Source organism: Pseudomonas sp. CG7, assembly GCF_023701885.1.
Classification (GTDB): domain Bacteria; phylum Pseudomonadota; class Gammaproteobacteria; order Pseudomonadales; family Pseudomonadaceae; genus Aquipseudomonas; species Aquipseudomonas zanjanensis.
In genome coordinates, this window is record NZ_JABAEE010000006.1 from 16,182 (window position 1) to 42,270 (window position 26,089).

Annotated in this window: 22 protein-coding genes and 1 pseudogene; 10 read left to right on the plus strand and 13 right to left on the minus strand. The window is 63.2% G+C overall.

Annotated features, from left to right (window positions below; genetic code table 11):
- Positions 1–68 precede the first annotated feature (68 nt).
- From HGO40_RS04315 to HGO40_RS04325, 3 genes are read left to right on the plus strand one after another with little or no spacing between them, the layout of a single operon-like run.
- The gene (locus HGO40_RS04315) at positions 69–1,418 is read left to right on the plus strand and encodes an acyclic terpene utilization AtuA family protein (protein ID WP_250962022.1); all 1,350 of its coding nucleotides are present in this window, start codon (positions 69–71) and stop codon (positions 1,416–1,418) included.
- On the plus strand, positions 1,418–1,741 hold the full coding sequence (locus HGO40_RS04320; protein WP_250962023.1) for an AtuA-related protein: 324 nt from the start codon (positions 1,418–1,420) through the stop codon (positions 1,739–1,741). Before HGO40_RS04315 ends, HGO40_RS04320 begins: the two co-directional genes overlap by 1 nt.
- Positions 1,742–1,793: 52 nt before the next feature.
- The gene (locus HGO40_RS04325; protein WP_250962024.1) at positions 1,794–3,101 is read left to right on the plus strand and encodes a CitMHS family transporter; all 1,308 of its coding nucleotides are present in this window, start codon (positions 1,794–1,796) and stop codon (positions 3,099–3,101) included.
- A gap of 16 nt (positions 3,102–3,117) precedes the next feature.
- Here HGO40_RS04325 and HGO40_RS04330 read toward each other — a convergent pair whose 3' ends face one another.
- The gene (locus tag HGO40_RS04330; RefSeq protein ID WP_250962025.1) at positions 3,118–4,014 is read right to left on the minus strand and encodes an NAD(P)/FAD-dependent oxidoreductase; all 897 of its coding nucleotides are present in this window, start codon (positions 4,012–4,014) and stop codon (positions 3,118–3,120) included.
- Between the two features lie 146 nt (positions 4,015–4,160).
- On the opposite strand from HGO40_RS04330, the gene HGO40_RS04335 reads away from it, so the two are divergent.
- A complete protein-coding gene (locus tag HGO40_RS04335) occupies positions 4,161–4,628 on the plus strand; it encodes an Rrf2 family transcriptional regulator (protein ID WP_250962026.1) in 468 nt (155 codons plus the stop codon).
- 252 nt (positions 4,629–4,880) lie between these two features.
- Here the strand turns inward: HGO40_RS04335 and mqo are convergent, their stop codons facing one another.
- The 10 genes from mqo to pedF form a co-directional block, all read right to left on the minus strand.
- On the minus strand, positions 4,881–6,524 hold the full coding sequence (gene mqo, locus HGO40_RS04340) for a malate dehydrogenase (quinone) (RefSeq protein ID WP_250962027.1): 1,644 nt from the start codon (positions 6,522–6,524) through the stop codon (positions 4,881–4,883).
- A 515-nt stretch (positions 6,525–7,039) separates the two neighbouring features.
- Positions 7,040–8,410, minus strand: a complete 1,371-nt coding sequence (locus HGO40_RS04345; protein WP_250962028.1) for a hybrid sensor histidine kinase/response regulator — start codon at positions 8,408–8,410, stop codon at positions 7,040–7,042.
- Positions 8,394–9,551 carry an alcohol dehydrogenase-like regulatory protein ErcA gene (gene ercA / locus HGO40_RS04350; RefSeq protein ID WP_250962090.1) on the minus strand — a complete coding sequence of 386 codons (1,158 nt, stop codon included), beginning with the start codon at positions 9,549–9,551 and terminating at the stop codon, positions 8,394–8,396. Before ercA ends, HGO40_RS04345 begins: the two co-directional genes overlap by 17 nt.
- 132 nt (positions 9,552–9,683) lie before the next feature.
- Positions 9,684–9,755, minus strand: a complete 72-nt coding sequence (gene pqqA, locus HGO40_RS04355) for a pyrroloquinoline quinone precursor peptide PqqA (RefSeq protein ID WP_003243383.1) — start codon at positions 9,753–9,755, stop codon at positions 9,684–9,686.
- A gap of 249 nt (positions 9,756–10,004) precedes the next feature.
- Positions 10,005–11,525 carry an acetaldehyde dehydrogenase ExaC gene (gene exaC, locus HGO40_RS04360; RefSeq protein WP_186707619.1) on the minus strand — a complete coding sequence of 507 codons (1,521 nt, stop codon included), beginning with the start codon at positions 11,523–11,525 and terminating at the stop codon, positions 10,005–10,007.
- A 268-nt stretch (positions 11,526–11,793) separates the two neighbouring features.
- Positions 11,794–13,569: a PQQ-dependent methanol/ethanol family dehydrogenase gene (locus tag HGO40_RS04365; RefSeq protein ID WP_250962029.1), complete on the minus strand. Its 1,776-nt coding sequence runs from the start codon at positions 13,567–13,569 to the stop codon at positions 11,794–11,796.
- A 327-nt stretch (positions 13,570–13,896) separates the two neighbouring features.
- Positions 13,897–14,835: a quinoprotein relay system zinc metallohydrolase 1 gene (locus HGO40_RS04370; protein WP_250962030.1), complete on the minus strand. Its 939-nt coding sequence runs from the start codon at positions 14,833–14,835 to the stop codon at positions 13,897–13,899.
- 16 nt (positions 14,836–14,851) lie between these two features.
- On the minus strand, positions 14,852–15,607 hold the full coding sequence (locus tag HGO40_RS04375) for a quinoprotein dehydrogenase-associated SoxYZ-like carrier (RefSeq protein WP_250962031.1): 756 nt from the start codon (positions 15,605–15,607) through the stop codon (positions 14,852–14,854).
- A gap of 10 nt (positions 15,608–15,617) precedes the next feature.
- Complete coding sequence (locus tag HGO40_RS04380) at positions 15,618–16,493, minus strand: substrate-binding periplasmic protein (protein ID WP_250962032.1); 876 nt, start codon at positions 16,491–16,493, stop codon at positions 15,618–15,620.
- A gap of 5 nt (positions 16,494–16,498) precedes the next feature.
- Complete coding sequence (gene pedF / locus HGO40_RS04385; protein ID WP_186707614.1) at positions 16,499–16,960, minus strand: cytochrome c-550 PedF; 462 nt, start codon at positions 16,958–16,960, stop codon at positions 16,499–16,501.
- Between the two features lie 253 nt (positions 16,961–17,213).
- On the opposite strand from pedF, the gene exaA reads away from it, so the two are divergent.
- On the plus strand, positions 17,214–19,079 hold the full coding sequence (gene exaA, locus HGO40_RS04390; RefSeq protein ID WP_250962033.1) for a quinoprotein ethanol dehydrogenase: 1,866 nt from the start codon (positions 17,214–17,216) through the stop codon (positions 19,077–19,079).
- A gap of 131 nt (positions 19,080–19,210) precedes the next feature.
- Positions 19,211–19,855: a pentapeptide repeat-containing protein gene (locus HGO40_RS04395; RefSeq protein WP_250962034.1), complete on the plus strand. Its 645-nt coding sequence runs from the start codon at positions 19,211–19,213 to the stop codon at positions 19,853–19,855.
- Positions 19,856–20,035: 180 nt separating this feature from the next.
- On the opposite strand, the pseudogene HGO40_RS04400 reads toward HGO40_RS04395, so the two are convergent.
- Positions 20,036–20,674: pseudogene (locus HGO40_RS04400) on the minus strand (response regulator).
- A complete protein-coding gene (locus HGO40_RS04405) occupies positions 20,674–21,927 on the minus strand; it encodes a HAMP domain-containing sensor histidine kinase (protein WP_250962035.1) in 1,254 nt (417 codons plus the stop codon). The pseudogene HGO40_RS04400 and the gene HGO40_RS04405 overlap by 1 nt, the downstream one beginning before the upstream one ends.
- A gap of 378 nt (positions 21,928–22,305) precedes the next feature.
- On the opposite strand from HGO40_RS04405, the gene HGO40_RS04410 reads away from it, so the two are divergent.
- The 4 genes from HGO40_RS04410 to HGO40_RS04425 are packed head-to-tail and all read left to right on the plus strand — an operon-like array spanning position 22,306 to position 26,019.
- Positions 22,306–23,472 (plus strand): lanthanide ABC transporter ABC transporter substrate-binding protein PedA1, encoded by a 1,167-nt coding sequence (locus HGO40_RS04410; RefSeq protein ID WP_250962036.1) that lies wholly within the window; start codon positions 22,306–22,308, stop codon positions 23,470–23,472.
- A 26-nt stretch (positions 23,473–23,498) separates the two neighbouring features.
- A complete protein-coding gene (locus tag HGO40_RS04415; RefSeq protein WP_250962037.1) occupies positions 23,499–24,503 on the plus strand; it encodes a YVTN family beta-propeller repeat protein in 1,005 nt (334 codons plus the stop codon).
- The gene (locus tag HGO40_RS04420) at positions 24,500–25,231 is read left to right on the plus strand and encodes a lanthanide ABC transporter ATP-binding protein PedB/LutE (protein WP_250962038.1); all 732 of its coding nucleotides are present in this window, start codon (positions 24,500–24,502) and stop codon (positions 25,229–25,231) included. Before HGO40_RS04415 ends, HGO40_RS04420 begins: the two co-directional genes overlap by 4 nt.
- Complete coding sequence (locus HGO40_RS04425; RefSeq protein ID WP_250962039.1) at positions 25,228–26,019, plus strand: lanthanide ABC transporter permease protein PedC; 792 nt, start codon at positions 25,228–25,230, stop codon at positions 26,017–26,019. The genes HGO40_RS04420 and HGO40_RS04425 overlap by 4 nt, the downstream gene beginning before the upstream one ends.
- The last annotated feature ends 70 nt before the right edge of the window (positions 26,020–26,089 follow it).

Sequence of the window (26,089 nt, forward strand, 5' to 3'; positions counted from 1 at the left end):
CTATCTTTAAAATTCACAGAATAATCCAGCCCCTCCACTATGGAGCCACCTTTCAGTGGAACTCGGACATGACAAAAACAATTCTCGTCGGGTGTGGCGCCGGTTTCGCCAATGATCGACCCGACGCCGCCCTGCGCCTGGCCCAGGACCTGGCGCAACGCAGCGGCCAGCGCTACATCATGCTGGAGCTACTGGCTGAGCGGACCCTGGCCGAGGCGCAGCTACGCAAACGACTTGATCCAGAGACAGGCTACTCCGCCCGCCTGTTCGACTTCCTCGAACCCATGCTCGACCTGTGCATCGAGGCCGGCATCCCGATCATCACCAACGGCGGCGCCGCCAATCCCCGAGCGGCCGCGCGACGGCTGCGACACGGGTTGGCGGGTCGCTTCCCTGAGCTGAAAATCGCCTGTGTATTGGGCGATGACCTGTTGGAAGAAACGCCTCCCCGGTACGAACGATGGTTGTCATCGGCCCCCTTGGAGCACCCCGTTTCGGTGAACGTCTACACCGGGGCCGACGGTATTGCCCAGGCGTTGGCCGAGGGCGCCGGGATCGTGCTGTGTGGTAGGGTCGCGGATCCGTCGCTGGCGGTGGGGGCGATCCGCCATGGGCTGGGTTGGGCGGCTGACGATTGGCAGAAAATGGCCGTCGCCACCACAGCCGGGCATCTGCTGGAATGTTGCACCCAGGTCACTGGCGGCTACTTTGCCCATCCTGGGGTGAAAGACATTCCGGACCCGGCCAACCTCGGCTGCCCCATTGCAGAGGTTCACCAGGACGGCCGCCTGATCATCGGCAAGACTCGCAACAGCGGTGGCCGGGTCAGCGAACAGACCGTCAAGGAACAACTCCTCTACGAAGTACATGACCCTCGACGCTACCTGACGCCGGACGTGGTGCTGGACCTGGGCCAGGCTCGCGTAGAGGATCTGGGCGATGACCGTGTCGAGATCAGTGGCCTGCTTGGCCATCCACGTCCCTACACGCTCAAGGGCCTGGCGGGGGTGCGCGGCCTGTGGTTCGGCGAGGCGGAAATCTCCTACGCAGGCCCCGGTGCCGTGGCGCGTGCTGCACTGGCGCGGGAGATCCTGCTGCAACGTTTTGACCAAATGGCACCGGGGATACAGCCCTGGATCGACCTGTCCGGGGTTGCCAGCCTTTTCAACGACCAGGGCGGTCGTTATCTGCAAAAGCAACTGGCCCAGGCGCCCTCCCTGGAAGATGTGCGCGTGCGCATCGGCTTGACCCACACCGACCGATTGCTGGTGGAAGCGCTGCTGGCAGAGGTTGAGTCGCTCTATCCCAACGGGCCCGCGCGCGGCGGTGGCGTGCGTCGGCACCTCGCCGAGACCGTCACCACTCGCAGCTTCCTGCTGCCGCGAAATGAGATCCACACAACCCTGGAGTGGTATTGATGAACCTGGTCACCCTCGCTGACTATGCCCATGCCCGTGCTGGCGACAAAGGCAACATTCTCAGCATCGCCCTGTTTCCCAACGATCCTGCCCACTACCCCTGGCTGCTACGGGAACTGACCTGCGCCCGGGTGGCCGAGCAATTCGCGACGCGCCAGCCCTCCAAGGTGCATCGCTATGAGCTGCCGAACCTGAACGCATTGAATTTCGTACTTGAGGACGCCCTGGAGGGTGGAGTGAACCGCAGTTGCGGTCTTGACCGCCACGGCAAAAGCCTGAGTTACCTGCTGCTGGCCCTGCGTTTGCCAGGCCCGCAAGGCTGACCGAGCCACCGCCCGCGCACCATCCGACAACAATAAAAAGAGAGGCTGCAACATGATTACAACCCTGGGTTTCCTGATGATGTTCGCCATCATCGGCTTGATATTGCTGCGCAGGATCAGTCCGGTTGTGGCGTTCACCACCCTTCCCGTGGTCGTTTGCCTGCTGGCCGGTTTCAATCTCGGACAGATCGGCGAGTTCATCAAGGCCGGCCTGATTACAGTGGCCCCGACCGCCGCACTGTTTCTGTTCGCCATCCTGTTTTTCGGCATCATGCGTGACCGCGGCCTGTTCGATCCGTTGGTCAATCTGCTGATCCGCAGCACGGGCGGCAAGCCGTTGGCCGTGGCGTTGGTAACGGTATTGGTGACGTCGGTGGTTCATCTCGACGGCGTCGGCGCCGCCACGTTCTTGCTGACCATCCCGGCCCTGTTGCCCTTGTACAAACGCCTGAACATGAGCCCGGCGATGCTGTTGTGCCTGGTCGGCACCACGGCCGGTGTCATCAATATGGTCCCTTGGGGCGGCACGACCGCACGGGCCGCCGCGGTGTCGGGGCTGGATGCCACGCAGTTGTGGCTAGGCTTGCTGCCGGTGCAGATGGTGGGCCTGGCGTGCATGCTGCTGGTCGCGACCGTATTGGGCCTGCGCGCCCAGCGTCGCCAACCGATGTCCCTCGGGGCAGCGGCGACGTGCGACCTCGACGGGCTGCAACCCCAGGACCGGGAATTCAGCCTCTCGCCCCGGGAGCTGCGCTACTGGCTGAACGTGGCGCTGACCGCTGGGATCCTGGTGTGCCTGTTCACCGGTATTTTCCCCCTGTACGCCTGTTTCATGGTGGGCCTGGGCATCGCCCTGCCCTTGAACTTCCCGTCCCTGGACGCCCAGGCCGAACGCCTCAAGGCCCATGCCGCCGACGCGCTGCAAATGGTCCTGGTGATGATGGCTGCTGCCGTCCTGTTGGGCGTGCTCTCCGGCGCGAAGATGTCCGACGGCATGGCCTTGGCACTGATCGATATCCTGCCGGCGGGATCCGCCCAATACCTGCACGTGATCGTCGGTTTCTTCGGCGTGCCCCTGGGCATGATCTTTTCACCGGACGCCTATTATTTCGCCCTGCTTCCGGTGATCAAGGACGTGGCCGCCGCCGCGGGTGTTCCTCTCGAAGCCGTGGCCCGGGCCATGCTGATCGGGGAGAACGCCGGCTTTTCCATCAGCCCGGTGGTGCCCAGCGTCTATCTAGCGCTGGCGTTGTCCGGGGTGGAGCTGCGCAAGCACATCACCTATACGGTCTTCTGGGCCTGGGGCGTCAGCCGGGTGATGCTTGCCTTTGCCGTGGCAACCGGCGCGGTACAGGTATAACGCTCAAGGGCGGGCTTCAATGCGCATCGAAGATCAGCGAACGATGCACCCCGGAGCCCGCCCTCACCCCATCGCCGACCGCCAACGCGACTGAGCCGAACGGCATCGCCGCATCGCCCCAGACAAAAACACCCGGGACGCTGGTTGCACGCGTCATCGGGTCGGCCTGGATGAACGCCCCGAGCGGGCCGTCTTCAAAAGCACAGCCCAAGGACGCCGCGAGTGAACCGGCCACCTGGATGCGCGGCAGGACAAACAAGCCGTCAATGGCGATCACCCGTCCGTCCGCCAGCACCACGTCGGCCCGGTCGCCTTCAATACGTTCGACACGCTCCGGCACCAGGGTTACGCCCCGTCGGGCCAGGCTGTCCTGTTGCTCAAGGTCGGGCTCGAACACGCCATTGGTGAAGAACGTCGTCGGGCCCCAGTCGGGCAGCATCAAGGCATGGTGGAGCGACATCGGCGAGGTCGCCAACACCCCGATGGGACCTTGTTCCAGTTCATAGCCGTGGCAATACGGACAATGGAAGACGCTTTTGCCCCAGCGCTGCGCCAGCCCTTCCACGTCGGGCAACTCATCGATGACCCCGGTGGCCAACAGCAGGCGCTGGGTGCTGTAGCGTTGCCCGTCATGGGTCTCCACGAGGAAGCCGCCCCCCTCCTGGCTGGCCTTGCTCGCGGTAGCCGATACCCACTCTACCGTCGGGTAGGCCAACAGCTGGCGGCGGGCATCATCGGCAATGTCTCCGGGCGCGCGGCCATCCTGTCCGAGAAAACCTTGGGCGCTGGCCGCGAACCGGTTGCGCCGCTGGCCGGCATCGATGACCAGCACTTTGCGGCGGGCACGGGCCAGTTGCAGGGCTGCGGACATACCGGCGTAGCTGCCGCCTGCGATGACGACGTCGTAGTGCATGATCAATCTCCTGGGGTGGTCTGGCGGAATTGATAAAGTCTCGATACATCGTAAGTTCCTTGAAAAGCGCCTGTCAACGATCTCGTAACTTTTGCAATTACAGGCGATACTCAGGCCGATCTTCGCCACGGAACGCTGCACCGCTCATGAGACCCGACACCCGCCTGTCCCGCATGCTCCACGTATTGATCCACATGGATCGCCACCAACAATCGGCCACGTCCGACACCCTCGCGCAGATGCTGGGCACCAACCCGGTGGTGGTGCGCCGGACCATGGCGTTGCTCAAGGAACAGGGGTATGTCACGTCGGAAAAAGGCCATCGTGGCGGCTGGACCTTGAGCAAGCCGCTGTCGGAGATGACCTTGCTGGACATCCACCAAGCCTTGGGCAGCACGTCGATCTATGCCATTGGCCTGTCCACCGATCATCCGCAATGCCTGGTGGAACAGGCGGTGAATGGCGCGCTGACGGATGCGTTCGATGAGGCCCAGGCGTTGCTGCTCAAGCGTTTGGGAGCAATTACCCTGGCGCAGTTAGCGGAGGATTTTGACGCGCGGTTTCGACAGGTATGCGCAGAGGATGGGGCAGACCTTTCGCAGATCGGGCATTGATGTTGGCGGGCCCACCGCTATCGCGAGCAGGCTCGCTCCCACAAGGGATTCGCGGCGGATGGAAGACTTGCGGTCAAGTCTGCCCCCTGTGGGAGCGAGCCTGCTCGCGATAACGGAGGCACAGTCACTACAGATGTCGCCTGTGATGGCCTCTTCGCGAGCAAGCCCACATTAGGGGTTAACCGAGCGCCCAATATAAAAACGCCGCTCATTTGAGCGGCGTTTCTTGTACTACTTCAGACAGCGTCCGGCTTACAGCGCCATGTCAGCCGCTGGATTGGCTTGCGGGGCAACGCCCGGCTTGGCCGGTGCCGCGGTAGTGCCAGGCTTGCCGATTACCGGCGGTGTGTCCAGTTGCAGGACCTCGCTGGTGTACGCCCATTCCTGGGCTACGCGCTCAGGACTATCGTTGAGCTTGGTGCCGTAGCTTGGCACGATCTGGCGCAGTTTTTCCTGCCAGGCCGGGCTGGCGACCTTGTCCTTGAAGACCTTCTCAAGCACGTTCAGCATGATCGGTGCGGCAGTCGAGGCGCCTGGCGAGGCACCCAGCAGGCCGGCGATGCTGCCATCCTGGGAGGCAACCACTTCGGTACCGAGTTTCAGCACGCCGCCCTTCTCTTCGTCACGCTTGATGATCTGCACGCGCTGGCCGGCCTGCCACAGGCGCCAGTCTTCCTGCTTGGCGTCCGGGAAGTACTCTTTCAGCGCGTTGAAGCGGTCTTCGTCCGACAGCATCAGCTGGCCGGCCAGGTATTCGACCAGTGGATACTGTTCGATACCGACCTTGGTCATCGGCCACACGTTGTGGGTGGTGGTGCTGGTCAGCAGGTCGAAGTACGAACCGTTCTTCAGGAACTTGGTGGAGAACGTTGCGAACGGGCCAAACAGGATCACGCGCTTGCCATCGAGCACGCGGGTGTCCAAGTGCGGAACCGACATCGGCGGTGCGCCCACCGAAGCCTTGCCATACGCCTTCGCCAGGTGCAGTTGGGCGACGGTCGGGTTTTCGGTGACCAGGAACGAACCACCTACCGGGAAACCGGCGTATTCACGCGCTTCCGGGATGTCGGACTTCTGCAGCAGGTGCAACGCACCGCCGCCGGCGCCGATGAACACAAACTTGGCGTCGGTCGCGGTTTCGGTACCGTCTTTCAGGTTCGTGTACGAAACGCGCCAGGTGCCGTCTTCGTTGCGGGTGATTTCTTCCACTTCGCTGGACAGCTTGAGGGAGAAGTTCGGCTTGGTTTGCAGGTAAGTCGCGAATTGGCGGGTGATTTCGCCGAAGTTCACGTCAGTACCCAACGGGCTCCAGGTGGCCGCGACTTTCTGGCTCGGGTCACGCCCTTGCATCATCAGCGGAACCCACTTGCTGATCTGCGCAGGGTCTTCGGAATACTGCATGCCGGCGAACAACGGGCTGGCCTGGAGCGCTTCGTAGCGCTTCTTCAGGAACGCGATGTTGTCATCACCCCAGACGAAGCTCATGTGCGGCGTGGAGTTAATGAACGAGCGCGGGTTCTTCAGCACACCGTTCTTGACCTGCCAGGACCAGAACTGACGGGAGATCTGGAACGCTTCGTTGATCTCGATGGCCTTGACGATCTCGACCTTGCCATTCTTGTCTTCCGGCGTGTAGTTCAGCTCGGCCAGTGCAGAGTGACCCGTACCGGCATTGTTCCAACCGTTGGAACTCTCTTCGGCAACACCGTCCAGGCGCTCGACCATTTCCATGGTCCAGCCCGGCTCCAGCTCATTGAGCCAGACGCCGAGAGTCGAGCTCATGATGCCCCCACCAATGAGCAAGACATCCACTTTTTTTGGCTCGGCGGCGTGCGTGGTCGCAAGACCCATCGCCATCGCCAGGCCCAGTAGCGCCGTGTGTGTTTTCTTCAACATGTGTGTATCCCTAGGATGAACGCCATTCCGTCCACCGGTCCTGATCAAGGATAGATCACATCCACGGCCAGCAATGCTGGGGGATGGATCGAGACGGACTGGAGGATGGACCTACAGGGCCGAGCATATTCGTCGGCCTCTCGTTTATGTCTCTCCGGCGCTGACTTCTTGTAGGTCTTGGCTTCAGCTGGGTGAGGGACGCTGCAAACGGTGTTCATCGGGCCTGGCGTGGCCGTGCCCGATTGTCGCAGCGGGGGGAGTTTACATAAGGAAATAAACAGACCGAAGCGCATTTTTACATTCTTGGCAAAAACGCCGACCAAATGACGGCATTTTAATGGCCTGATCGGCAGTGAGCCTGGATTCAAGCCCCTTTGGCCCGATGCAGACCTCCTGTGGGAGCGAGCTTGCTCGCGATGAGGCCGGGACATGCAACATTGATGTTGATTGATCGGCCGCTAATCGCGAGCAAGCTCGCTCCCACAGGGATGGGTGGGGTCTGTAGGTTTGAGGCGCTAACCGAGGATCTGGCTCAACACCGCCCGCAACTTGCCAGGCTTGACCGGTTTGTTGAGCAGCGGCGCATCCAGCTTGCGCAGGGCGCGGCGGCACTGGTCGCTGCGGTCGGCGGTGATGATGACCGCCGGGATCGCCTGGAGGAAATGCTCGCGCAGGTGCTTGACCACTTCACAGCCGACGACCCCATGATCCAGGTGAAAATCCGCCAGGCTCAACTCCGGCGCGCGGTTTTGCAGCACGTCAAGGGCGCCCGCCTCGTCGGTGGCGGTCAACACCTCGCAACCCCATTGCCCCAACAGCGCGGCCATGCTTTGCAAGATGCTCAGTTCGTTGTCGATCACCAACAAACGCCGCCCCGGCAGTGGGTTGCCGACGACCGCCTGGGCCGGGGCCTGGGATACGGGTTGCGGTTTTTCACTGGACAGCGGCACCTCGATGCTGAACACCGAACCCCGTCCCGGGCGCGAACGCACCTGTACCCGGTAACCGAGGATATGGGCGATGCGTTCGACGATCGCCAACCCCAGGCCCACGCCTTTGCGATCCGCCGCCCGGCCGACGTCCAGTTGATTGAACTCGAGGAAACTCGCCTCCAGGCAATCGGCGGCGATGCCCCGTCCCGTGTCCCAGACTTCCAGGCTCAGGCGCCCTCCCCGACGTCTGGCCGCCAGGAGAATGCCGCCTTGATTGGTGTAGCGGCAGGCATTGCTCAGCAGATTGCGCAGGATACGGCTGATCAATCGCAGGTCAGTCAGCACCGCTTCGTCGCCAAACCGTACCCGCAGCTCCAACCCGGCGGCACCGGCTACCGATTGAAACTCCGACACCAGCGGCCCCAGCAACTCATCCAGCCGATACGGCGCCAGGTCGGGCTTGACGGCGGCCTGGTCGAGCCGGGAAATGTCCAGCAGGTCAGTGAGCAGGTCTTCGGCGCCTTCGAGCGCTTGATGAGTGCGTTCCACCAGCACGTGCTCGGCGGCTGGCAACTGGCGTTCACGCAAGGTGGCGATCAGCAGGCGGGCCGCGTTGAGGGGCTGCAACAGATCATGGCTGGCGGCGGCCAGGTACTTGTCCTTGCTGCGGTTGGCGGCCTGGGCGACATCCCGGGCATCGCGCAATTGCTGCTCTATCTGCTCGCGTTGGGCAATCTGCTGCTGCAGGTTGTGGTTGGCTTCCAGCAACGCATCGGTGCGCTCGGCCACCCGTTGCTCGAGTTGGTCATTGAGTTGTTGCAGGTGTCGGCGGGCCTGTTCCAGCTCATCGAGACGGGCCGTCAGTTCCGGGTAGTGACTCTTGCGCGTCGAGTGATTGCCCAGCCCCAGCAGCCCGGCCAGGGCTTTTTGCTGCTCGTCAGAGGGCTTCGCCATAGACGACCTCGACATCCCGCTGGCTCGACTCCCGAGGATTGGTGAGGATGCACGGGTCGTGCATCGCATGTTGCGACAGGAACGGAATGTCCGACGTGCTGACACCGTGCAGGCCCAGGGTCTCGTGGAAACCGATGGTGCGCTTGAGGGCAATCAGGTGCTCCACCAGCCGGCCGCGGATCTGCCGGTGATTGAGCCCCCGGCAATCGATGCCCAGGGTCTCGGCAATCACCTTGAAACGCTCCGGTGCCGAGTTGTAGTTGAACGCCACCACATGCTCCACCAGTACCGCGTTGCACAAGCCATGGGGCAAGTCGAGGAAACCGCCCAGGCTGTGGGACATCGCATGCACCGCCCCGAGGATCGCGTTGGAGAACGCCAGCCCGGCCTGCATGCTGCCCAACATGATTTTTTCCCGCAGGGCGACGTCCGCCGGGTTGGCGATCATCTGCACCAGGTTGTTGTTGATCAGGCGCATGGCTTCCAGCGCATGGGGGTCGGTCAACGGGCCGTGGCCGGTGGACACGAAGGCCTCGATGGCATGCACCAGGGCGTCGATGCCGGTACAGGCGGACAGGAACGGGTCCATGCTCAGGGTGGTTTCCGGGTCGATCAACGACACGTCCGGCACCGCCGCCTTGCTGACGATGGAAAACTTCATGCGTTCTTGCTGGTTGGAGATGATCACGAACTGCGACACGTCCGCCGACGTCCCCGCCGTGGTGGGAATCAAGATCAGAGGCGGGCTGGGCACGTGCAGGGTATCGACGCCTTCGAACTCGAGGATGTTGCGGCCGTGGGCGACGACAATGCCGATGCCTTTGCCGCAATCCATGGGGCTGCCACCGCCCACCGCGACGATGACATCGCAATGGTTTTCCCGGTACAGGTCAGCGCCGAGCATCACTTCCTCGACCCGGGGATTGGGCGAGACCGCGCTGTAGATGCAGTAATCGATACCTTGGGCCTGGAGGCTGGCTTCGACGTCCGCCACCCAACCGGCGGCGATGACCCCGGGATCGGTGACGATCAGCACTTTGCGCGCGCCGAAGGTCTTGGCGTAGTTGCCGACATTGTGCCGACAACCGGCACCGAACATGATTTCAGGGGAAACGAACTTGCGCAGCGGGCTGAGGCTCATCTTTTCAGTGACGTGGCTCATCGGTAAGCCTGTTGTTATTGTCTGGGATACCTTGAGCCTAAAGCATCCCACGGTGATTGCAATCAGACCAATGGGGTAGCCCGGCCTGAACGCCTCAGGCCGGGCCGGCACTCATCGGTTGGCGAAGTACATCGTCACTTCAAAGCCGATACGCAGGTCGGTGTACGCGGGTTTAGTCCACATGGGTCTTTCCTCTTCTTGTACCGGGCGATTCCGGCAAGGTCATTAATGCACGCCACGCCTGGGGCTCGAATGCTACTTTCGAAGCGGTGGGTGGGGTGCGTTGGTATTGGATGGGGGACATGCCATTGCATAACCCTTGTGGGAGCGAGCTTGCTCGCGATGAGGCCGGGACATTCAACATTGGTGTTGACTGATCGACCGCTATCGCGAGCAAGCTCGCTCCCACAGGGGGAGTGCTGTGTTACCGGGTTAGAAGAAGCCCAGCGGATTGATGTCGTAGCTCACCAGCAGGTTCTTGGTCTGCTGGTAGTGGTCGAGCATCATCTTGTGGGTTTCACGACCCACGCCGGACTTCTTGTAGCCACCGAACGCGGCATGGGCCGGGTACAGGTGGTAGCAGTTGGTCCACACGCGACCGGCCTTGATCGCCCGGCCCATGCGGTAGGCGCGGTTGATGTCGCGGGTCCACAGGCCGGCACCGAGGCCGAACTCGGTGTCGTTGGCGATGGCCAGGGCTTCGGCTTCGTCCTTGAAGGTGGTCACGCCCACCACTGGACCGAAGATTTCCTCCTGGAACACACGCATTTTGTTGTGGCCCTTGAGCAGGGTCGGCTGGATGTAATAGCCGCTCGACAAATCACCCTCGAGTCGCTCGGCAGCGCCGCCGGTGAGCAGCTCGGCGCCTTCTTGCTGGGCAATCTCAAGGTACGACAGGATCTTATCGAATTGCTGCTCGGACGCCTGGGCGCCGACCATGGTCTCGGTGTCCAGCGGGTTGCCGCGCTTGATCTTGGCGATCTTTTTCATCACCTCGGCCATGAACGGCACATAGATCGATTCTTGTACCAAGGCACGAGATGGGCAGGTGCAGACTTCGCCCTGGTTGAAAAACGCCAGCACCAGGCCTTCAGCCGCCTTTTCGATAAAGGCCGGCTCGGCTTGCATGATGTCTTCGAAGAAGATGTTTGGCGACTTGCCGCCCAGCTCCACGGTAGACGGGATGATGTTCTCGGCGGCGCACTTCATGATGTGCGAGCCCACCGGGGTGGAGCCGGTGAAGGCGATCTTGGCGATACGCTTGCTGGTGGCCAGGGCTTCACCGGCTTCGCGGCCGAAACCGTGGACGATGTTCAACACCCCGGGTGGCAGCAGGTCGGCGATCAGTTCCGCGAAGACCATGATCGACAGCGGCGTCTGTTCGGCTGGCTTGAGCACGATGCAGTTACCGGCGGCCAGGGCCGGGGCGAGTTTCCAGGCAGCCATCAGCAGCGGGAAGTTCCACGGGATGATCTGCCCGACCACGCCCAGCGGCTCGTGGAAATGATAGGCGGTGGTCAGTTCGTTGATCTCGGCCGCCCCACCCTCTTGGGCGCGAATGCAGCCAGCGAAGTAACGGAAATGGTCGGCCGCCAACGGCACGTCGGCATTGAGGGTCTCGCGCACGGCCTTGCCGTTGTCCCAGGTCTCGCTGACGGCGAGGACTTCCAGGTTCTGCTCGATGCGGTCAGCGATTTTCAGCAGCACCCGCGAGCGGTCCTGCACCGAGGTCTTGCCCCAGGCGTCGGCGGCGGCATGGGCCGCATCCAGTGCCTTGTCGATGTCGGCGGCGTTGGAGCGCGGGAATTGGGCAATGACTTCGCCGTTGACCGGGGACGTGTTGGTGAAATACTCACCGTTGACCGGCGCGACGAATTCGCCGCCGATGAAATTGCCGTAGCGCGGTTTGAAGGAAACGACGGCGCCTGGGGTTCCGGGTTGTGCGTAGATCATGATGGGGCCTCTGCCTGGTCGATGCCTGTCACGGGACAGGCGATAGGCCGATGGTAGAGAGCCCCGTGCCGTGGACGAATGCGTCATTGGCAGGGGGCTCTCTCGTTATTTGGTCGTAGGTTTTGCCGCGATCCGAGGATGACCCGGGCTTTTTTGTGGGAGCGAGCTTGCTCGCGATGGCGGCGGATCAGTCAACATCGATGCAAGATGTTCTGGCCTCATCGCGAGCAAGCTCGCTCCCACAGGTTCTACCTTTGCCAAGGTTGGCTCAGCGCTTGGCGACAAGCTCTTTCGGCAACTTGAAGGTCCAGAGCATGCCGCCCTGGTTGAAGTCCTTCACGCGTTTGGCCACCTCGCCGCCCCACAGCGGCACAGCACCGCCCCAGCCGGAAACAACGGAGACGTATTGCTCACCGTCCATTTCCCATGTGATGGGCGAGCCAAGCACGCCGGAGCCGGTCTGGAATTCCCAGACCTTTTCGCCAGTCTTGGCGTTGAACGCCTGGAGGAACCCTTCAGGCGTGCCGGTGAACACCAGGTTGCCCTTGGTGGTCAGGACCCCGCCCCACAGCGGCGCGAAGTTCTTGTGGCGCCAGACTTCCTTGCCGGTCTTGGGGTCGATGGCCCGCAGCACGCCGATGTAATCCTCGTTCAGCGGCTTGATGGTGAACCCGGCCCCGAGGAACGCCGCGCCTTTCTTGTAGGCGATGCCTTCGTTCCAGATGTCCATGCCCCATTCGTTGGACGGCACGTAGAACAGGCCGGTGTCCTGGTTGTAGGCCATGGGCATCCAGTTTTTCGCACCGAGAAAGGCCGGGGCGACGAACACCGAACTGCCCTTGGCTTCGCTGCCCGGTGCGCCCGGACGGCTGGCCTCGTTGTAGATCGGCCGCCCGTCCTTGTCCAAGCCAGTGGCCCAGGTGATCTTGTCGACAAACGGGAAGCCGCGGATGAACTTCCCGTTGGTGCGGTCGAGCACGTAGAAGAAGCCGTTCCGGTCGGCCGTTGCCGCAGCCTTGATGTCTTTGCCGCCTTCCTTGTAGTTGAACGAGATCAGCTCATTGACGCCGTCATAGTCCCAGCCGTCATGGGGCGTACTCTGGAAATGCCACTTGATGGTGCCGTCGTCCGGGTTCAGGGCCAGGCGCGACGACGAATAGAGGTTGTCGCCAGGACGCAGGTGGGAATTCCAAGGGGCCGGGTTGCCGGTGCCGAACAGCAGCAGGTTGGTTTCCGGGTCGTAGTAGCCCCCCAGCCAAGGCGCCGCGCCGCCGGTTTTCCAAAGATCGCCCGGCCAGGTCTTGCCCGCCTCGCCACCGGAGATACCGTTCTCGACCGCCTTGCCGTCCTTGTAGACGTAACCCATGTGACCTTCCACCGTCGGGCGGGTCCACAGCAGTTCGCCATTCTTCGGATCGTAGGCGCTGATCTGGCCGACCACGCCGAATTCGCCACCGGCCACACCGGTGATCAGCTTGCCATTCACCACCATGGGCGCGGCGCTGATGGAATAACCTTCCTTGTGGTCGGCCACCTTCTTGCTCCACACCACTTTGCCGGTGTCCTTGTTCAAGGCCACCAGCTTGGCGTCGAGGGTGCCGAAGAACACCAGGTCGCCATACAGCGCTACGCCGCGATTGATCACATCGCAGCAAGGGCGGATGTCATCGGGCAGGCGCGCATCGTACTGCCATAGTTTCTTGCCGGTTCGCGCATCTACCGCGAACACCCGCGAATAGGAACCGGTGAGGTACATCACCCCGTCCTTGATCATCGGCTGGGCTTGCTGGCCGCGCTGCTTTTCGCCACCGAAGGAGAACGCCCAGACCGGGCGCAAATCCTTGATGTTATTGACATTTAGACTGTCGAGCGGGCTGTAGCGCTGGCCCTGGACCCCCAGGCCGTTGGTCACGACCTGCTGCGGGTTTTTCGGGTCCTGGAGAATTTCCTGATCGGTCACGGCGGCCAAGGCCGAACCTGACAGCAGCATGGCACTGAGCAGCAGGCTCACGGCGAAGGGTTGGCGACGTGCGGGATGAGTCATGACGGCTACCTCTGCGGTTATTGTTATACCCGGGAAATTTTCCCGGTCTGCCACAGATTCTTGGGCTCGGAGCCCTCGCCAACAATTGCCCGCTGTGTTGAGTTTTCTAGTTCCTTGGTACACATGAGGCGTCGTCGCATCCAGCTTCTTTGCCGGTGCCCCCCCTGTGGCGAGGGAGCTTGCTCCCGCTGGGGCGCGTGTAGGAGCTGACGAGTGCAACGAGGCTGCGATCTTTTCCCGGACACTCGAGTCTCAAGCGAAAGATCAAAAGATCGCAGCCTTCGGCAGCGCCTACAGGGCCCGGCGCCCCGCCACGGGGATGTGTGCTCAGTCAGGGTCGTGGGTATCCACCCGCTTCATCCCTGCCCGCTCATAACGCGGATAAAGATGACTGACACTGCGAATCAACTCGTACCGAGTCAAGCTGATCCCCGCAAAGCGCTCGGGAATGGGGCCGCGGATCATCTCGGCCATGTCGTCGCCTCGGGTAGCACCGTCGCGCATCAGTTGGTCGAGCCAGCCCAGGTAATCACGCATCTGCGCGAAAGGCTGGGCGTCACTCGCGACCGGGCCGTGGCCAGGCACGATCTGCTTCCAGGGCAAGGCCTGCAAGGTGTCCAGGTCCTTGAGCCAGACTTCCAGACCGGGGCTGTTGGGCGTGGTCAGGGCCCGCTCGTAGAACACCAGGTCGCCGGCGAACAACACGCCAGTGGTTTCATCCAGGATCGCCAGGTCCGCGCCGGTGTGCCCGGCCAATGCCAGCAGACGCAACGAATGATCGCCCACCTTCAACGTCTCGGCCACCAGCACTTGGGTTGGCAGTACCACCTCGGTGCCGCGCATCCAGTCGCCCACCAGCCGGTACATGTTCTCCGCCAGCGCATCACCCTGTTGTCGCAGCAGGTCGGTGGTGCCCGCCAAGGCACCGATAGGCACGTCGCTGAACGCCTGGTTGCCCAATACGTGGTCAGGGTGATGATGGGTCAGCAAGACCTGGATGACCGGCTTGTCGGTGGTCGCCGCAATGGCCTGGCGCAGCGCCTCGCCGTAGCGTTTCGACGGCCCGGTGTCGATCACCACCACGCCGGCCTCGGTGACGATGAACGCCGTATTGACGATATTGCCGCCGTTGGCCTTGGCAAAGTTCTCGGTGCTGCCTTCCAGCAGCCAGGTGCCTGCGGCGATCTGCCGGGGCTTGAGTGAATAGTCGGTGGCGGACCATGCCGGCAGGCACAGGCCAAGACAGAGCAGTAACAGCCAGCGCATGGCGCGCTCCTTCTGGTCAGGGAATGGCCGCCTCGAACGCGTTGCCGCTGTTGTCGCGCAGCACCAGGCGGGTCTGTCCCGGGCCTTGGATATCGAAGCCCAGGTTGGGGTTTTCGCTGACCGCCGGGAACAGCTCCAGGCGCGCCAACACCTGGCCGTCGGCGTCCAGCAGTTGCGCGTGGTTGAGGAAAAACTCCGGGATGCCGCTCACCAGGCCGTTGTCCATTGGATGGTTGACTTGCAGGCGCAGGCGACTCGAATCCCCTCGCGGATAACGGCCGCCCAGCACCTCGCCCAAGTGTTCCTCCCAGCCCGGCTGGGTGCGCACCACGCTGGGAGCAGTGCAGCCGCCACCGGCTGCATCGATCAGGGTCGAACCGACGTGCCACAGACCATCGCGGGTCTGCACGGCGGCGCGCAACGGCGTGGCTTGCTCGATGCGAATACGGACCGACAGCCAAGGCAGCACCCGCTCCCCGGGTTGGAAATCGACGATTTTCGGCAGCGGGTTCAGCTCGGCCCAGGCCAGTACCCGTATGACGTCGCCGGCAAAGGCCCGGGCATCGATTTCCAGTGGCACCTGTCGCGCATCTTCGGCAAACGGTGGTGCCAGCAGCCGCACCCGGTCGTCGAACACGAACGGCGCGTCCCCCAGCAACTGCTTGTGATAAAAGGCCCACATCACCGACGGCACCGGATCCTTCCCCGGCTCGACCGCCATCGCCAGCCACGGCAGGCATCCTAACAGCAGGCCATACGCTCGCCAGTTCATCCCTGCGCTCCTATTGGTACATTTCGGGTACGTCGTAGCGCAGGCCATAGCGGGCATACATCGCCTTGAGGCTGCCGTCGCGGATCAAGCCTTCCAGCGCCTCTTCCACCGCGTAGGCCAACTGACGGTTGCTTTCGTGCACCGCCATGCCGATTTCCCAGCGTTGCTTGCCCATGTTTGGATAGGCATTCTCCGCCAGCGCCAGCTGCTGATCGGCCGCCTCATGCACCTGCCAGTCAACTTCCCCGCGCATGGCCATGACGGCGTCGACCTCTCCGGCCTGCATGGCCCCGAAAGCCTTGGCGACGCTGGGGTAATGGCGAGTCTTGGCGCTGAGCATGCCGTTGAACACCGAGGTCAGGTAGAACGACGGCACACTGTCGACCTCCACCCCGATGGGGTGTTGCTGGAACACGGCGACGCTGCCCACCGACTCCAGCCGGCGACGGTCATACGCCACCTGCCAGCATTCCTGCTGATAGGGACCGAACATCACCACCTGGACGTTTTCCAGTTCCCCGATGTCGTTGCGTCTTTGCACGTAGTCGTGATCGTACGGCACCCGCATCATCAGGTCGGCCAGTTGCCGGTCGTGCAACGGGCTGCTGCGCCAGATGTAGTCGCGCAGATCGTCGTCGAGCTTCTCGCCGGGTGGTGCCCACATCAGTTTCAGACGCACGCCCATGGCCTTGGCCAGGGCTTGCGCCAATTCAACATCAACCCCCCGGGGCTGGCCCTGGTCTTCAAAACTGTAGGGTGCGAAATCCTTGTAGACCGCCACCTTCAACTCCCCGGCGGCGATCATCTGGTCGTAGCTGCGCACCTGCGCCTGCACCGCCTGGCCAAACAGCAAGAGGCTGCACATTACCCACGCGAACAGGCGCATGGCACTCACTCCTCGACGTGTACGCTGTCGAGGTAGGTGCGCACCGCCCACAAGGCCTCCTGGCTCAGGTAGTCGGCCATTTTCGGCATATAGACCCGGCCGTCGCGCACCGCACCGTGGCGTACGCGTTCGACGAACCACTCATCGCCGGCTTCGGCGGCGTCGAGCATGCGCAGGTCCGGGGCGATCCCGCCGGACTTGGCCTCCAGGCCATGGCAGGCCGCGCAGTTCTGGTTGTAGGCCGAGGCGCCGATCTCCACGGCTTTTTCACGCTCGGGAGCATTGCGATACGGGTTCTGGGCAGCCCATCCATCGGCGTCCAACGGCAAGTTGGTGTCCTTGATCGGGGTCAGTCCCTTGGTTTCCACTGCTTGGGGCACTACGTTGCCATGGGCCCATGCGGAGCCTGCGCCGGTCAGCCCCATCCATAATGCGGTAGCGATGATGGCGTTGCGTTTTGTTGTCATTGTTATGCCCTCTGGATTGCACGCAAGACCTCTTGGCAGAGGCCGTGCCGTCATCTTAGGAACCCTGTGCCGCCAGCCGAATGCTGCTTTGGTGGCCGGGGTCTAGTTCCTTGGTAGCAGGCCATCCGACGCAAGTCGCAAAGACAGGCGGTTTGGGAAATCTTCCCGGCAAAGGCGGGACTTTTTCCGTATCGGCGGCCCCCGGCGCAACCCAACCTAGTCAGGCCAAAACCTTTCACTGGGAACTGCCACCATGAGAATAAAAACGCTACCCGCCCTCTCCTCCCTGACGGTTGCCTTCCTGCTGGCCGGCAGTCTGTCGCTAAGCCCCTTGGCCAGCGCCGCAGCGCCAGGGGTCAGTTGGGAAGACATCGCCAACGACCACCTGACCACCCAGGACGTGTTGCAATACGGCATGGGCACCAACGCCCAGCGCTGGAGCCCGCTGGCCCAGGTCAACGACAAGAACGTGTTCAAGCTGACCCCGGCCTGGTCCTACTCATTCGGCGACGAGAAGCAGCGCGGCCAGGAATCCCAGGCCATCGTCAGCGACGGCGTGGTGTACGTCACCGGTTCGTACTCGCGGGTGTTCGCCCTCGACGCCAAGACCGGCAAGCGCCTGTGGACCTACAACCACCGGCTGCCGGACAACATTCGTCCGTGCTGCGACGTGGTCAATCGGGGTGCGGCCATCTATGGCGACAAGATCTACTTCGGCACCCTGGATGCGCGCGTGGTCGCCCTGGATAAGAACACCGGCAAAGTGGTGTGGAACAAGAAGTTCGGTGATCACGCCGGCGGCTACACCATGACCGGCGCCCCGGTGCTGATCAAGGACAAGACCAGCGGCAAGGTCCTGCTGATCCACGGCAGTTCCGGTGATGAGTTCGGTGTGGTCGGGCAATTGTTCGCCCGCGACCCGGACACGGGTGAGGAAGTCTGGATGCGCCCGTTCGTCGAAGGTCACATGGGCCGCCTCAACGGCAAGGACAGCACGCCGACCGGCGACGTCAAGGCGCCCTCCTGGCCCGACGACAAGACCACCGAGACCGGCAAGGTCGAGGCCTGGAGCCATGGCGGCGGCGCACCTTGGCAGAGCGCCAGTTTCGATCCCGAGACCAACACCATCATCGTCGGCGCGGGCAACCCCGGCCCCTGGAACACCTGGGCGCGCACGTCCAAGGACGGCAACCCCCATGATTACGACAGCCTCTACACCTCCGGCCAGGTCGGGGTCGACCCAAGCACCGGCGAGGTGAAGTGGTTCTACCAACACACGCCCAACGACGCCTGGGATTTCTCCGGCAACAACGAGCTGGTGCTGTTCGACTACAAGGACAAGGACGGCAAGGTGGTCAAGGCCACCGCCCACGCCGACCGCAACGGTTTCTTCTACGTGGTGGACCGCAACAACGGCAAGCTGCAGAACGCTTTCCCCTTCGTCGACAACATCACCTGGGCCAGCCACATCGACCTGAAGACCGGCCGCCCGGTGGAAAACCCCGGCCAGCGCCCGGCCAAGCCATTGCCCGGTGAAACCAAGGGCAAACCGGTTGAAGTCTCGCCGCCCTTCCTCGGCGGCAAGAACTGGAACCCCATGGCCTACAGCCAGGACACCGGCCTGTTCTACGTCCCCGGCAACCAGTGGAAAGAGGAGTACTGGACCGAGGAAGTGAACTACAAGAAAGGTTCGGCCTACCTGGGCATGGGCTTCCGCATCAAGCGCATGTACGACGATCACGTCGGCAGCCTGCGAGCGATGAACCCCACCACCGGCAAAGTGGTCTGGGAACACAAGGAACCGCTACCGCTGTGGGCCGGCGTGCTGGCGACCAAGGGCAACCTGGTGTTCACCGGCACCGGCGACGGCTTCTTCAAGGCCTTCGACGCGAAGACCGGCAAGGAACTGTGGAAATTCCAGACCGGCAGCGGCATCGTCTCCCCGCCCATCACCTGGGAGCAGGACGGCGAGCAGTTTATCGGCGTGACCGTCGGCTACGGCGGCGCCGTGCCGCTGTGGGGCGGCGACATGGCCGAACTGACCAAGCCCGTGGCCCAGGGCGGGTCGTTCTGGGTGTTCAAGATCCCGAGTTGGGATAAGGCGACGGCGCAGAAATAACCGCTGACCTACTCCACAATCCCTGTGGGAGCGAGCCTGCTCGCGAATGCGGTGGTCCAGCCAATTTAGATATTGACTGACACTACGTTTTCGCGAGCAGGCTCGCTCCCACAGTTCACTGAGTTCATGCCATGAAATCATTGCCACTGCTGCTTCTGTTCATCGGCACCTTTGCCCATGCCGACGACCCCGACACCCCACTGACCATCAACGGCTGCACCATCGCCGAATCCAGCCAATGCCCCGGCGCAAACCTGCGCGGCGCACAACTGGCGAACCAGGACCTGCGCAAGATGAACCTCAGCGGCGCCGACCTGCGCGATGCCGACCTGCGGCACGCGCGGCTGGACTTGGCCAACCTTGAGAAAGCCCAGCTACAAGGCGCCAACCTGACCCGTGCCAGCCTGCAACAAAGCAACCTGCGCCTGGCGGACTTCAGCGGTGCCACGCTCATGGCGATCCAGGGCTGGGGCCTGTTCGCCCAAGGCGCGCAATTCCAGCGTGCCGACCTGACGGCGGCCTACCTGCAATTCGCTCGCCTGTCCGGTGCCCGCCTGCGCGAGGCCAATCTGCAAGCCGCAGACCTGGAAATGGCCTGGCTGAGCAAGGCCGACCTCAAGGGCGCCAACCTGCGCGACGCCAACCTGCAAGAAGCCAAGCTCGGCGAAAGCAACCTGGAACAGGCCAACTTGAGCGGTTCTCGCCAGCATTATGGGAATTTCCAGGATGCGAATATGCAGGGCTGTACCGGGTGCCCAACGTCCTGGGATCAGTGAAGGCTCTGGATCACACAAATCCTTGTGGCGAGGGAGCTTGCTCCCGCTGGGGTGCGAAGCAGCCCCCAATAGGGTCAACTCAATGAGCCTGACACACCGAGGTGCCGGGTTTTGGGGGCGCTCCGCACCCCAGCGGGAGCAAGCTCCCTCGCCACAGGTGATCGCATTTCAAATCAAACATTAACCGGCCACCCGCACCCCCCCCATATCGATCCCCAAATGCACCAGCTCGGCATGGGAACTGACCTGCAACTAGCTCTTGAGCAGCGTCAGGTGGTTGGACACGGTCTTGGCGCTGATGCACAGCTGTTCGGCGATGGTCCGGGCCGGGGTACCCTTGGCGAGCATGACGAAAATCTCCAGCTCCCGCTGGGTCATGCATTGCAGGCGTGGATCGACAGCCTGTCGCGAGCTGGCGCAGGCCAGTTGCGTGGCCAAGGACTGTTCGATGTAGGCATGGCCCCCAAGCACCCGCCGCACCGCTTCCACCAGCACCTGGGGCGCCGAGTTCTTGGTCAGGTAGCCCGCCGCACCCGCATCCAGCGCCTGGCGCACCAGCGGCAGTTCGTCGTGCATGCTGAAGAACAACACCCGCAGTTGCGGCAGTCGCTGGCGCAGCCGCCGGGTGGTTTCCAAGCCACTGATCCCGGGCAAGCCGAAGTCCATGATCACCAGATGAGGCACCTGCTCCAGCACCTGGCTCAGCGCCTCTTCACCCGTGGCCGCTTCGCGGACCTGCAGGTCCGGCATCAGTACCCGCAACAAACTGGCATAGCCCTGCCGCACCACCGCATGGTCATCCACCAACAAAATGTTCATCACGCCTCCCAGGCAATATTCAAGGCCAGCGCCCAACCGGCACCGGGCTGGCTGATGACACGCAACTCACCGCCAAGGCTCCGTGCCCGTTCGGCCATCGAATGCAGGCCCACGCCCGCACGCGGTGGTTGCGGCGCGCCCTGACCGTTGTCGCGCACCAGCAAGCGCAAGCGTCCGGCGCGATGTTGCAGGCGACTCCGTACCTGCGTGGCACCGGCATGTCGGGCAACGTTGGTCAACGCTTCCTGCAACAAACGATACAGATGGGTCTTGTCGGGCCCCGACATGGGTGGCAGGGCGGTATCGATCCGCAACTGGCAGGCGATGCCCTGGGTTGCCTGCCATCGCCCGGCCAACACCTCGATGGCCTCACATAACGGCAGGTGCTGCAACACCACCGGGTACAAGTCATGCACCAGCGCCCGGAACCCCTGCTGCAAATGCTCGCAATGGTCTTCAAGCTGGCTGACGGTCTGTTCCAGCGTCGGCGGTTGATCCATCACCAGCCGCAGCAGGCAGGCACGGGCACGAATACCGGCCACATATTGGCCCAGGTCGTCGTGCAGGGTCTGGGCCAGCCGGGTGCGCTCCTGCTCCTGCACCGCCAGCAAGGCCTGGGTGAGCCGGGCGTTATCGGCCTGGGCCTCGGCCAAGGCAGCGGTCATGCGGTTGAAATGCCCCGCCAATTGCTGCGCCTCCGGCACACCTTCAGTGCCCAGGCGCACCTGCAGGTTTCCCGCAGACACCTGGCGCAGCGCTTGCAGTAGCTCGTCGAGCAAACGCATGCCACGCCGTACCGCCCAGCGGATCACCAACAGGCTGAGTAACAACGCCAAGGCGCAGACGTACAACAGTTGCACCAATGAATCGAGGATCTCGTCGATCTCGTCCCGCGGATCGACGGCAATCCATGCCCGTCGACCGTCAGGCAAATCCACCACCTGGGCCGCCGGGCCATCGTCCAGCAGGCGGCGGCCGAGCAAGGCCTTCACCCCTTCCTCATCCGCCGGGAACAGCTCGCCGGGAACCAACCAACGGACCCGCACATGACGCAGGCTGCCGGTCAACCGTGGCTGGAGACTGGCCGGGTCGCGCTCGGCGGTTTCGCGCAGGTAATGCACCACCGACTCGGCCGATTGCAATTCACGCTTCACATCGGCCATGGCCTGGTGCAACAGCAGGACGGCACAGGCCAGGGTGACCAGGGCGAAGAAGGCGCAAACCCAGAGGTTGATTCGCCAGAGGGCTGACATGGCTAACGTTCCTGCCCTGAATTGACACCCATCCCCTGTGGGAGCGAGCTTGCTCGCGATGACGGCGGCACATTCAATACCGTGGTCGACTGAACCACCGCTATCGCGAGCAAGCTCGCTCCCACAGGGGGGCTTGGGGGTTTCCAGGTTTTGGGACGATCCACACCGACCAAGCTCAGGATCAACAGGAACGGCAGCAGCAGGGTCTTGAGAATCCGCATGGTCTGTCCACTCCTGGTCAATAACGATTGCCTTGCATCCTAAAACCCCGGCCGCCAAGGCGAGTTACTACCTTGGTACTGCCCCGGCGGTACTTTCTGCATATTTCCCCTTGGCCGCGGCCTTCCTATGCTGGCGCTACCCGCAATGGAGGACGTCATGCGCCGGCTCGTCAGTTACGCCCTGGTTTTTCTGCTGGCAGCGACAACCGCTCACGCCGGCGATGCCGCACCGTTGCAAGTGCGCATCGGCTACCTGGCTTATCGCCCCAACCCGGGCCCGCTGCTCTCCAATGTCATCGCCGAACCGGCCGATGCCGGCTTGCGCGGCGCTGAGCTGGCGATCGTCGACAGCAACAGCACCGGGCGTTTCCTCAAGCACGACTACCGCCTGGAAAGCGCCAGCGCCGACACGCCCGATGCCCTGCTCCAGGCCGCCCGAACCCAACACGACCACGGCCTGCGGTTGTTCGTGGTCAACGCACCGGCCGCCAGCCTGCGCCAGCTCAGCGCCGCCCTGCCCGACAGCCTGCTGTTCAACGCCGGCAGTCCCGACGACAGCCTGCGCACCACCGACTGCCTGGTCAACGTGCTGCACAGCCTGCCCGACCGTGCCATGCTCGCCGATGCCCTGGTGCAGTTCAGCGTCGTGCGCAAATGGCAGCGGGCCTTGCTGGTCGTCGGCCAGACGCCCGAGGACCAGGCCTACGCCGCTGCCTTGCGCCGGGCCATGAAGCGCTTCGGCATGAAGACCGTCGCCGAGAAGGCCTGGCAGTTCGACAACGACCAGCGCCGCAGCGCCCAGGCCGACATGCCGCTGTTCACCCAGACCGCCGAGTACGACGTGGTGCTGGTGGCCGACGAACGCGGCGACTTCGGTGAATACCTGCCCTACCAGACCTGGTTCCCGCGCCCGGTGGCGGGCACCCAAGGGCTGACGCCCACCGGCTGGCACAAGACCGTGGAAACCTACGGCGCGGCGCAGTTGCAAAAACGCTTCGAAGCCCTGGCCGGGCGCTGGATGAACGACCGCGACTTCGCCGCCTGGATCGCCGTGCGCAGCATCACCGCCGCCGTGAGCAAACTGCGCCAGGACGACCCGTTCGCCATCCGTCAACTGGCCCTCAGCGACCAATTGCCGCTGGACGGTTTCAAGGGGCGCAAGCTCAGCTATCGCCCCTGGAATGGCCAACTGCGCCAACCGATTCCCCTGGTCCAGCCCCGGGCCCTGGTCAGCACATCGCCCCAGGACGGCTTCCTCCCCCCTTCCAATGAAATGGACAGCCTGGGCTACGACCAGCCCGAAGTGAGCTGCCGTTACCCCTGATCGATAACAACAATAAGGAAACCGCCATGCGCCGCGCCTTGATTTACCCGGCCCAGCTCCGCCCGACCCTGCTATGCAAAGCCCTCACCCTGGGCGCTGCATTGCTCGCCGCCGGCCCCGCCGCCGCCAGCATCGCCTGGGTCTCCAACGAAAAAGACAACAGCCTGAGCCTGATCGACCTACAGCGCCTGGAAGTCATCGAAACCCTGCCGGTAGGCCAGCGTCCCCGGGGCCTGCTGCTGTCCCATGACAATCGCCTGCTGTACATCTGCGCCAGCGACTCGGACCGGGTCCAGGTGATGGACGTCGCCACCCGAAAAATCATCAAGGAACTGCCGGCCGGCAAGGACCCGGAGCAGTTCGCCCTGCACCCCAACGACCGCTGGCTCTACGTGTCCAACGAGGACGATGCCCTGGTCACGGTGATCGACACCCAGACCTCCGAAGTCCTGGGCCAGATCGGCGTGGGGGTCGAGCCCGAAGGCATGGCCGTCAGCCCCGCCGGCCAGTGGGCGGTCAACACCAGTGAAACCACGAACATGCTGCACTGGATCGACACCAGCACCCAGACCTTGGCCGACAATACCTTGGTGGACCAGCGCCCGCGTTTCGTCGAATTCAATCGCGACGGTACGCAGCTCTGGGCCTCGGCGGAGATCGGCGGCACCTTGACCATTCTCGACGTCGCCACGCGCCAGGTGCTCAAGACCTTGACCTTCCAGATCAAGGGCGTGCACCCGGACAAGGTCCAGCCGGTGGGCATCAAGCTCAGTGCCGATGGCACGCTGGCGTTCGTCGCCCTGGGCCCGGCCAACCATGTGGCGGTGATCGACGCCAAGACCTTCGAAGTGCTGGACTACCTGCTGGTGGGCCGACGAGTGTGGCAACTGGCGTTCACCCCAGACCAGAAGCAACTGCTGGCGACCAATGGCGTCAGCGGCGATGTCTCGGTGATCGATGTAGAGAGCCGCAAAGTCCTGAAGTCAGTGAAAGTCGGACGCTATCCATGGGGTGTGGTGGTGACGCCATGAACGCCCTGGAGGTCAGCGACCTGAGCTTTGCCTATGGCGCACGCGAAGCCCTCAAGCAGATGAGTTTCCGCCTGCCCGCTGGACGTTTCGCCGCGCTGCTGGGACCCAACGGTGCTGGTAAGTCGACGCTGATCGCCCTGCTCACCCGCCTGTACGACCTGCAGCGTGGCGAGATCCGCATCGACGGTCATTCTCTGCAAAGTTCTCCGCGTCCGGCCTTGCGCCAGTTGGGTGTGGTGTTCCAACAAAGTACCCTGGACCTGGACCTGAGCATCGAACAGAACCTGCGCTACCACCTGGCGCTGCATGGTTTTTCCCGACGCCAGGGCAGCGCCCGCCTCGACGCCGAACTGACTCGCCAGCACCTGATCGAGCGGCGCCAAGAACGGGAGCGCGCCCTCAACGGCCGCCACCGGCGCCGGGTGGAGCTCGCCCGGGCCCTGCTCCACGAACCGCGCTTGGTGCTGCTCGACGAACCCAGCGTCGGCCTTGATCCGGCCAGCCGCCTCGCCCTCGGCCTGCACATCCGGCAACTGTGCCGCGAGCAAGGCATCAGCGTGCTCTGGACCACTCACCTGCTGGACGAAGTGCAGCCCAGCGATGACCTGTTGATCGTGCATCAGGGCCGCCTGGTCGCCAGCGGCAAGGCCGATGCGGTGAGCCAGGAACACGGCGGCACCCTCGGTTCGGCCTTCACCCATTTGACCGCTTCGGGAGCCCGACCATGAGCGTGTACTGGCACTGTTTCAGCGGCATCGTCATGCGCGAATGGCTGCGCTTCGCGCTGCAACGCACCCGGCTGCTCAGCGCCCTGGTCCGGCCACTGCTGTGGCTACTGGTGTTCGCCGCCGGCTTTCGCGCGGCACTGGGCATCGCCATCATCGCCCCCTACGACACCTACATCCCCTACGAGGTGTACATCGTGCCGGGGCTGGCCTGCATGATCCTGTTGTTCAACGGCATGCAGGGCTCGCTGTCGATGGTCTACGACCGGGAAATGGGCAGCATGCGCGTGCTGCTCACCAGTCCCCTGCCCCGGGCGTTCCTGCTGGCGAGCAAGTTGCTGGCGACGTCGCTGATCTCGCTGTTGCAGGTCTATGCCTTTCTCGCCATCGCCTGGCTGTACGGCATCCAACCGCCGGCCATGGGCCTGCTGCTGGCCTTGCCGGCGCTGCTGTTGGTAGCGCTGATGCTCAGTGCCCTGGGCCTGTTGTTGTCCAATGCCATCCGGCAATTGGAGAACTTCGCCGGGGTGATGAATTTCGTGATCTTCCCGATGTTCTTCCTGTCCTCGGCGCTGTACCCGCTATGGAAAATGCAGGAAGCCAGCCCGTGGCTGTACTGGCTCTGCGCGGTCAGCCCGTTCACCCATGGCGTGGAGTTGGTGCGTTATGCGCTGTATGAGCAGTTCAACCTGCTGGCGATGGCGGTGTGCATGGGCTTGACCCTGGTGTTCGCGTTGTTGGCGGTGTGGACGTTCAATCCGCAGCATGCGGCGTTGCGCAAGGCCAGCTGAACCGGCCCCAAGCCAATCCCCCTGTGGGTTCCCTGTGGGAGCGAGCCTGCTCGCGATTGCGGTGGTTCAG

What these genes read in the sequence shown, in the direction of transcription:
- HGO40_RS04315 (WP_250962022.1), top strand. Translation starts at nt 69, where the DNA reads ATGACAAAAACAATTCTCGTCGGGTGTGGCGCCGGTTTCGCCAATGAT.
- HGO40_RS04320 (WP_250962023.1), top strand. Translation starts at nt 1,418, where the DNA reads ATGAACCTGGTCACCCTCGCTGACTATGCCCATGCCCGTGCTGGCGAC.
- HGO40_RS04325 (WP_250962024.1), top strand. Translation starts at nt 1,794, where the DNA reads ATGATTACAACCCTGGGTTTCCTGATGATGTTCGCCATCATCGGCTTG.
- HGO40_RS04330 (WP_250962025.1), bottom strand. Translation starts at nt 4,014, where the DNA reads ATGCACTACGACGTCGTCATCGCAGGCGGCAGCTACGCCGGTATGTCC.
- HGO40_RS04335 (WP_250962026.1), top strand. Translation starts at nt 4,161, where the DNA reads ATGAGACCCGACACCCGCCTGTCCCGCATGCTCCACGTATTGATCCAC.
- mqo (WP_250962027.1), bottom strand. Translation starts at nt 6,524, where the DNA reads ATGTTGAAGAAAACACACACGGCGCTACTGGGCCTGGCGATGGCGATG.
- HGO40_RS04345 (WP_250962028.1), bottom strand. Translation starts at nt 8,410, where the DNA reads ATGGCGAAGCCCTCTGACGAGCAGCAAAAAGCCCTGGCCGGGCTGCTG.
- ercA (WP_250962090.1), bottom strand. Translation starts at nt 9,551, where the DNA reads ATGAGCCTCAGCCCGCTGCGCAAGTTCGTTTCCCCTGAAATCATGTTC.
- exaC (WP_186707619.1), bottom strand. Translation starts at nt 11,525, where the DNA reads ATGATCTACGCACAACCCGGAACCCCAGGCGCCGTCGTTTCCTTCAAA.
- HGO40_RS04365 (WP_250962029.1), bottom strand. Translation starts at nt 13,569, where the DNA reads ATGACTCATCCCGCACGTCGCCAACCCTTCGCCGTGAGCCTGCTGCTC.
- HGO40_RS04370 (WP_250962030.1), bottom strand. Translation starts at nt 14,835, where the DNA reads ATGCGCTGGCTGTTACTGCTCTGTCTTGGCCTGTGCCTGCCGGCATGG.
- HGO40_RS04375 (WP_250962031.1), bottom strand. Translation starts at nt 15,607, where the DNA reads ATGAACTGGCGAGCGTATGGCCTGCTGTTAGGATGCCTGCCGTGGCTG.
- HGO40_RS04380 (WP_250962032.1), bottom strand. Translation starts at nt 16,493, where the DNA reads ATGCGCCTGTTCGCGTGGGTAATGTGCAGCCTCTTGCTGTTTGGCCAG.
- pedF (WP_186707614.1), bottom strand. Translation starts at nt 16,960, where the DNA reads ATGACAACAAAACGCAACGCCATCATCGCTACCGCATTATGGATGGGG.
- exaA (WP_250962033.1), top strand. Translation starts at nt 17,214, where the DNA reads ATGAGAATAAAAACGCTACCCGCCCTCTCCTCCCTGACGGTTGCCTTC.
- HGO40_RS04395 (WP_250962034.1), top strand. Translation starts at nt 19,211, where the DNA reads ATGAAATCATTGCCACTGCTGCTTCTGTTCATCGGCACCTTTGCCCAT.
- HGO40_RS04405 (WP_250962035.1), bottom strand. Translation starts at nt 21,927, where the DNA reads ATGTCAGCCCTCTGGCGAATCAACCTCTGGGTTTGCGCCTTCTTCGCC.
- HGO40_RS04410 (WP_250962036.1), top strand. Translation starts at nt 22,306, where the DNA reads ATGCGCCGGCTCGTCAGTTACGCCCTGGTTTTTCTGCTGGCAGCGACA.
- HGO40_RS04415 (WP_250962037.1), top strand. Translation starts at nt 23,499, where the DNA reads ATGCGCCGCGCCTTGATTTACCCGGCCCAGCTCCGCCCGACCCTGCTA.
- HGO40_RS04420 (WP_250962038.1), top strand. Translation starts at nt 24,500, where the DNA reads ATGAACGCCCTGGAGGTCAGCGACCTGAGCTTTGCCTATGGCGCACGC.
- HGO40_RS04425 (WP_250962039.1), top strand. Translation starts at nt 25,228, where the DNA reads ATGAGCGTGTACTGGCACTGTTTCAGCGGCATCGTCATGCGCGAATGG.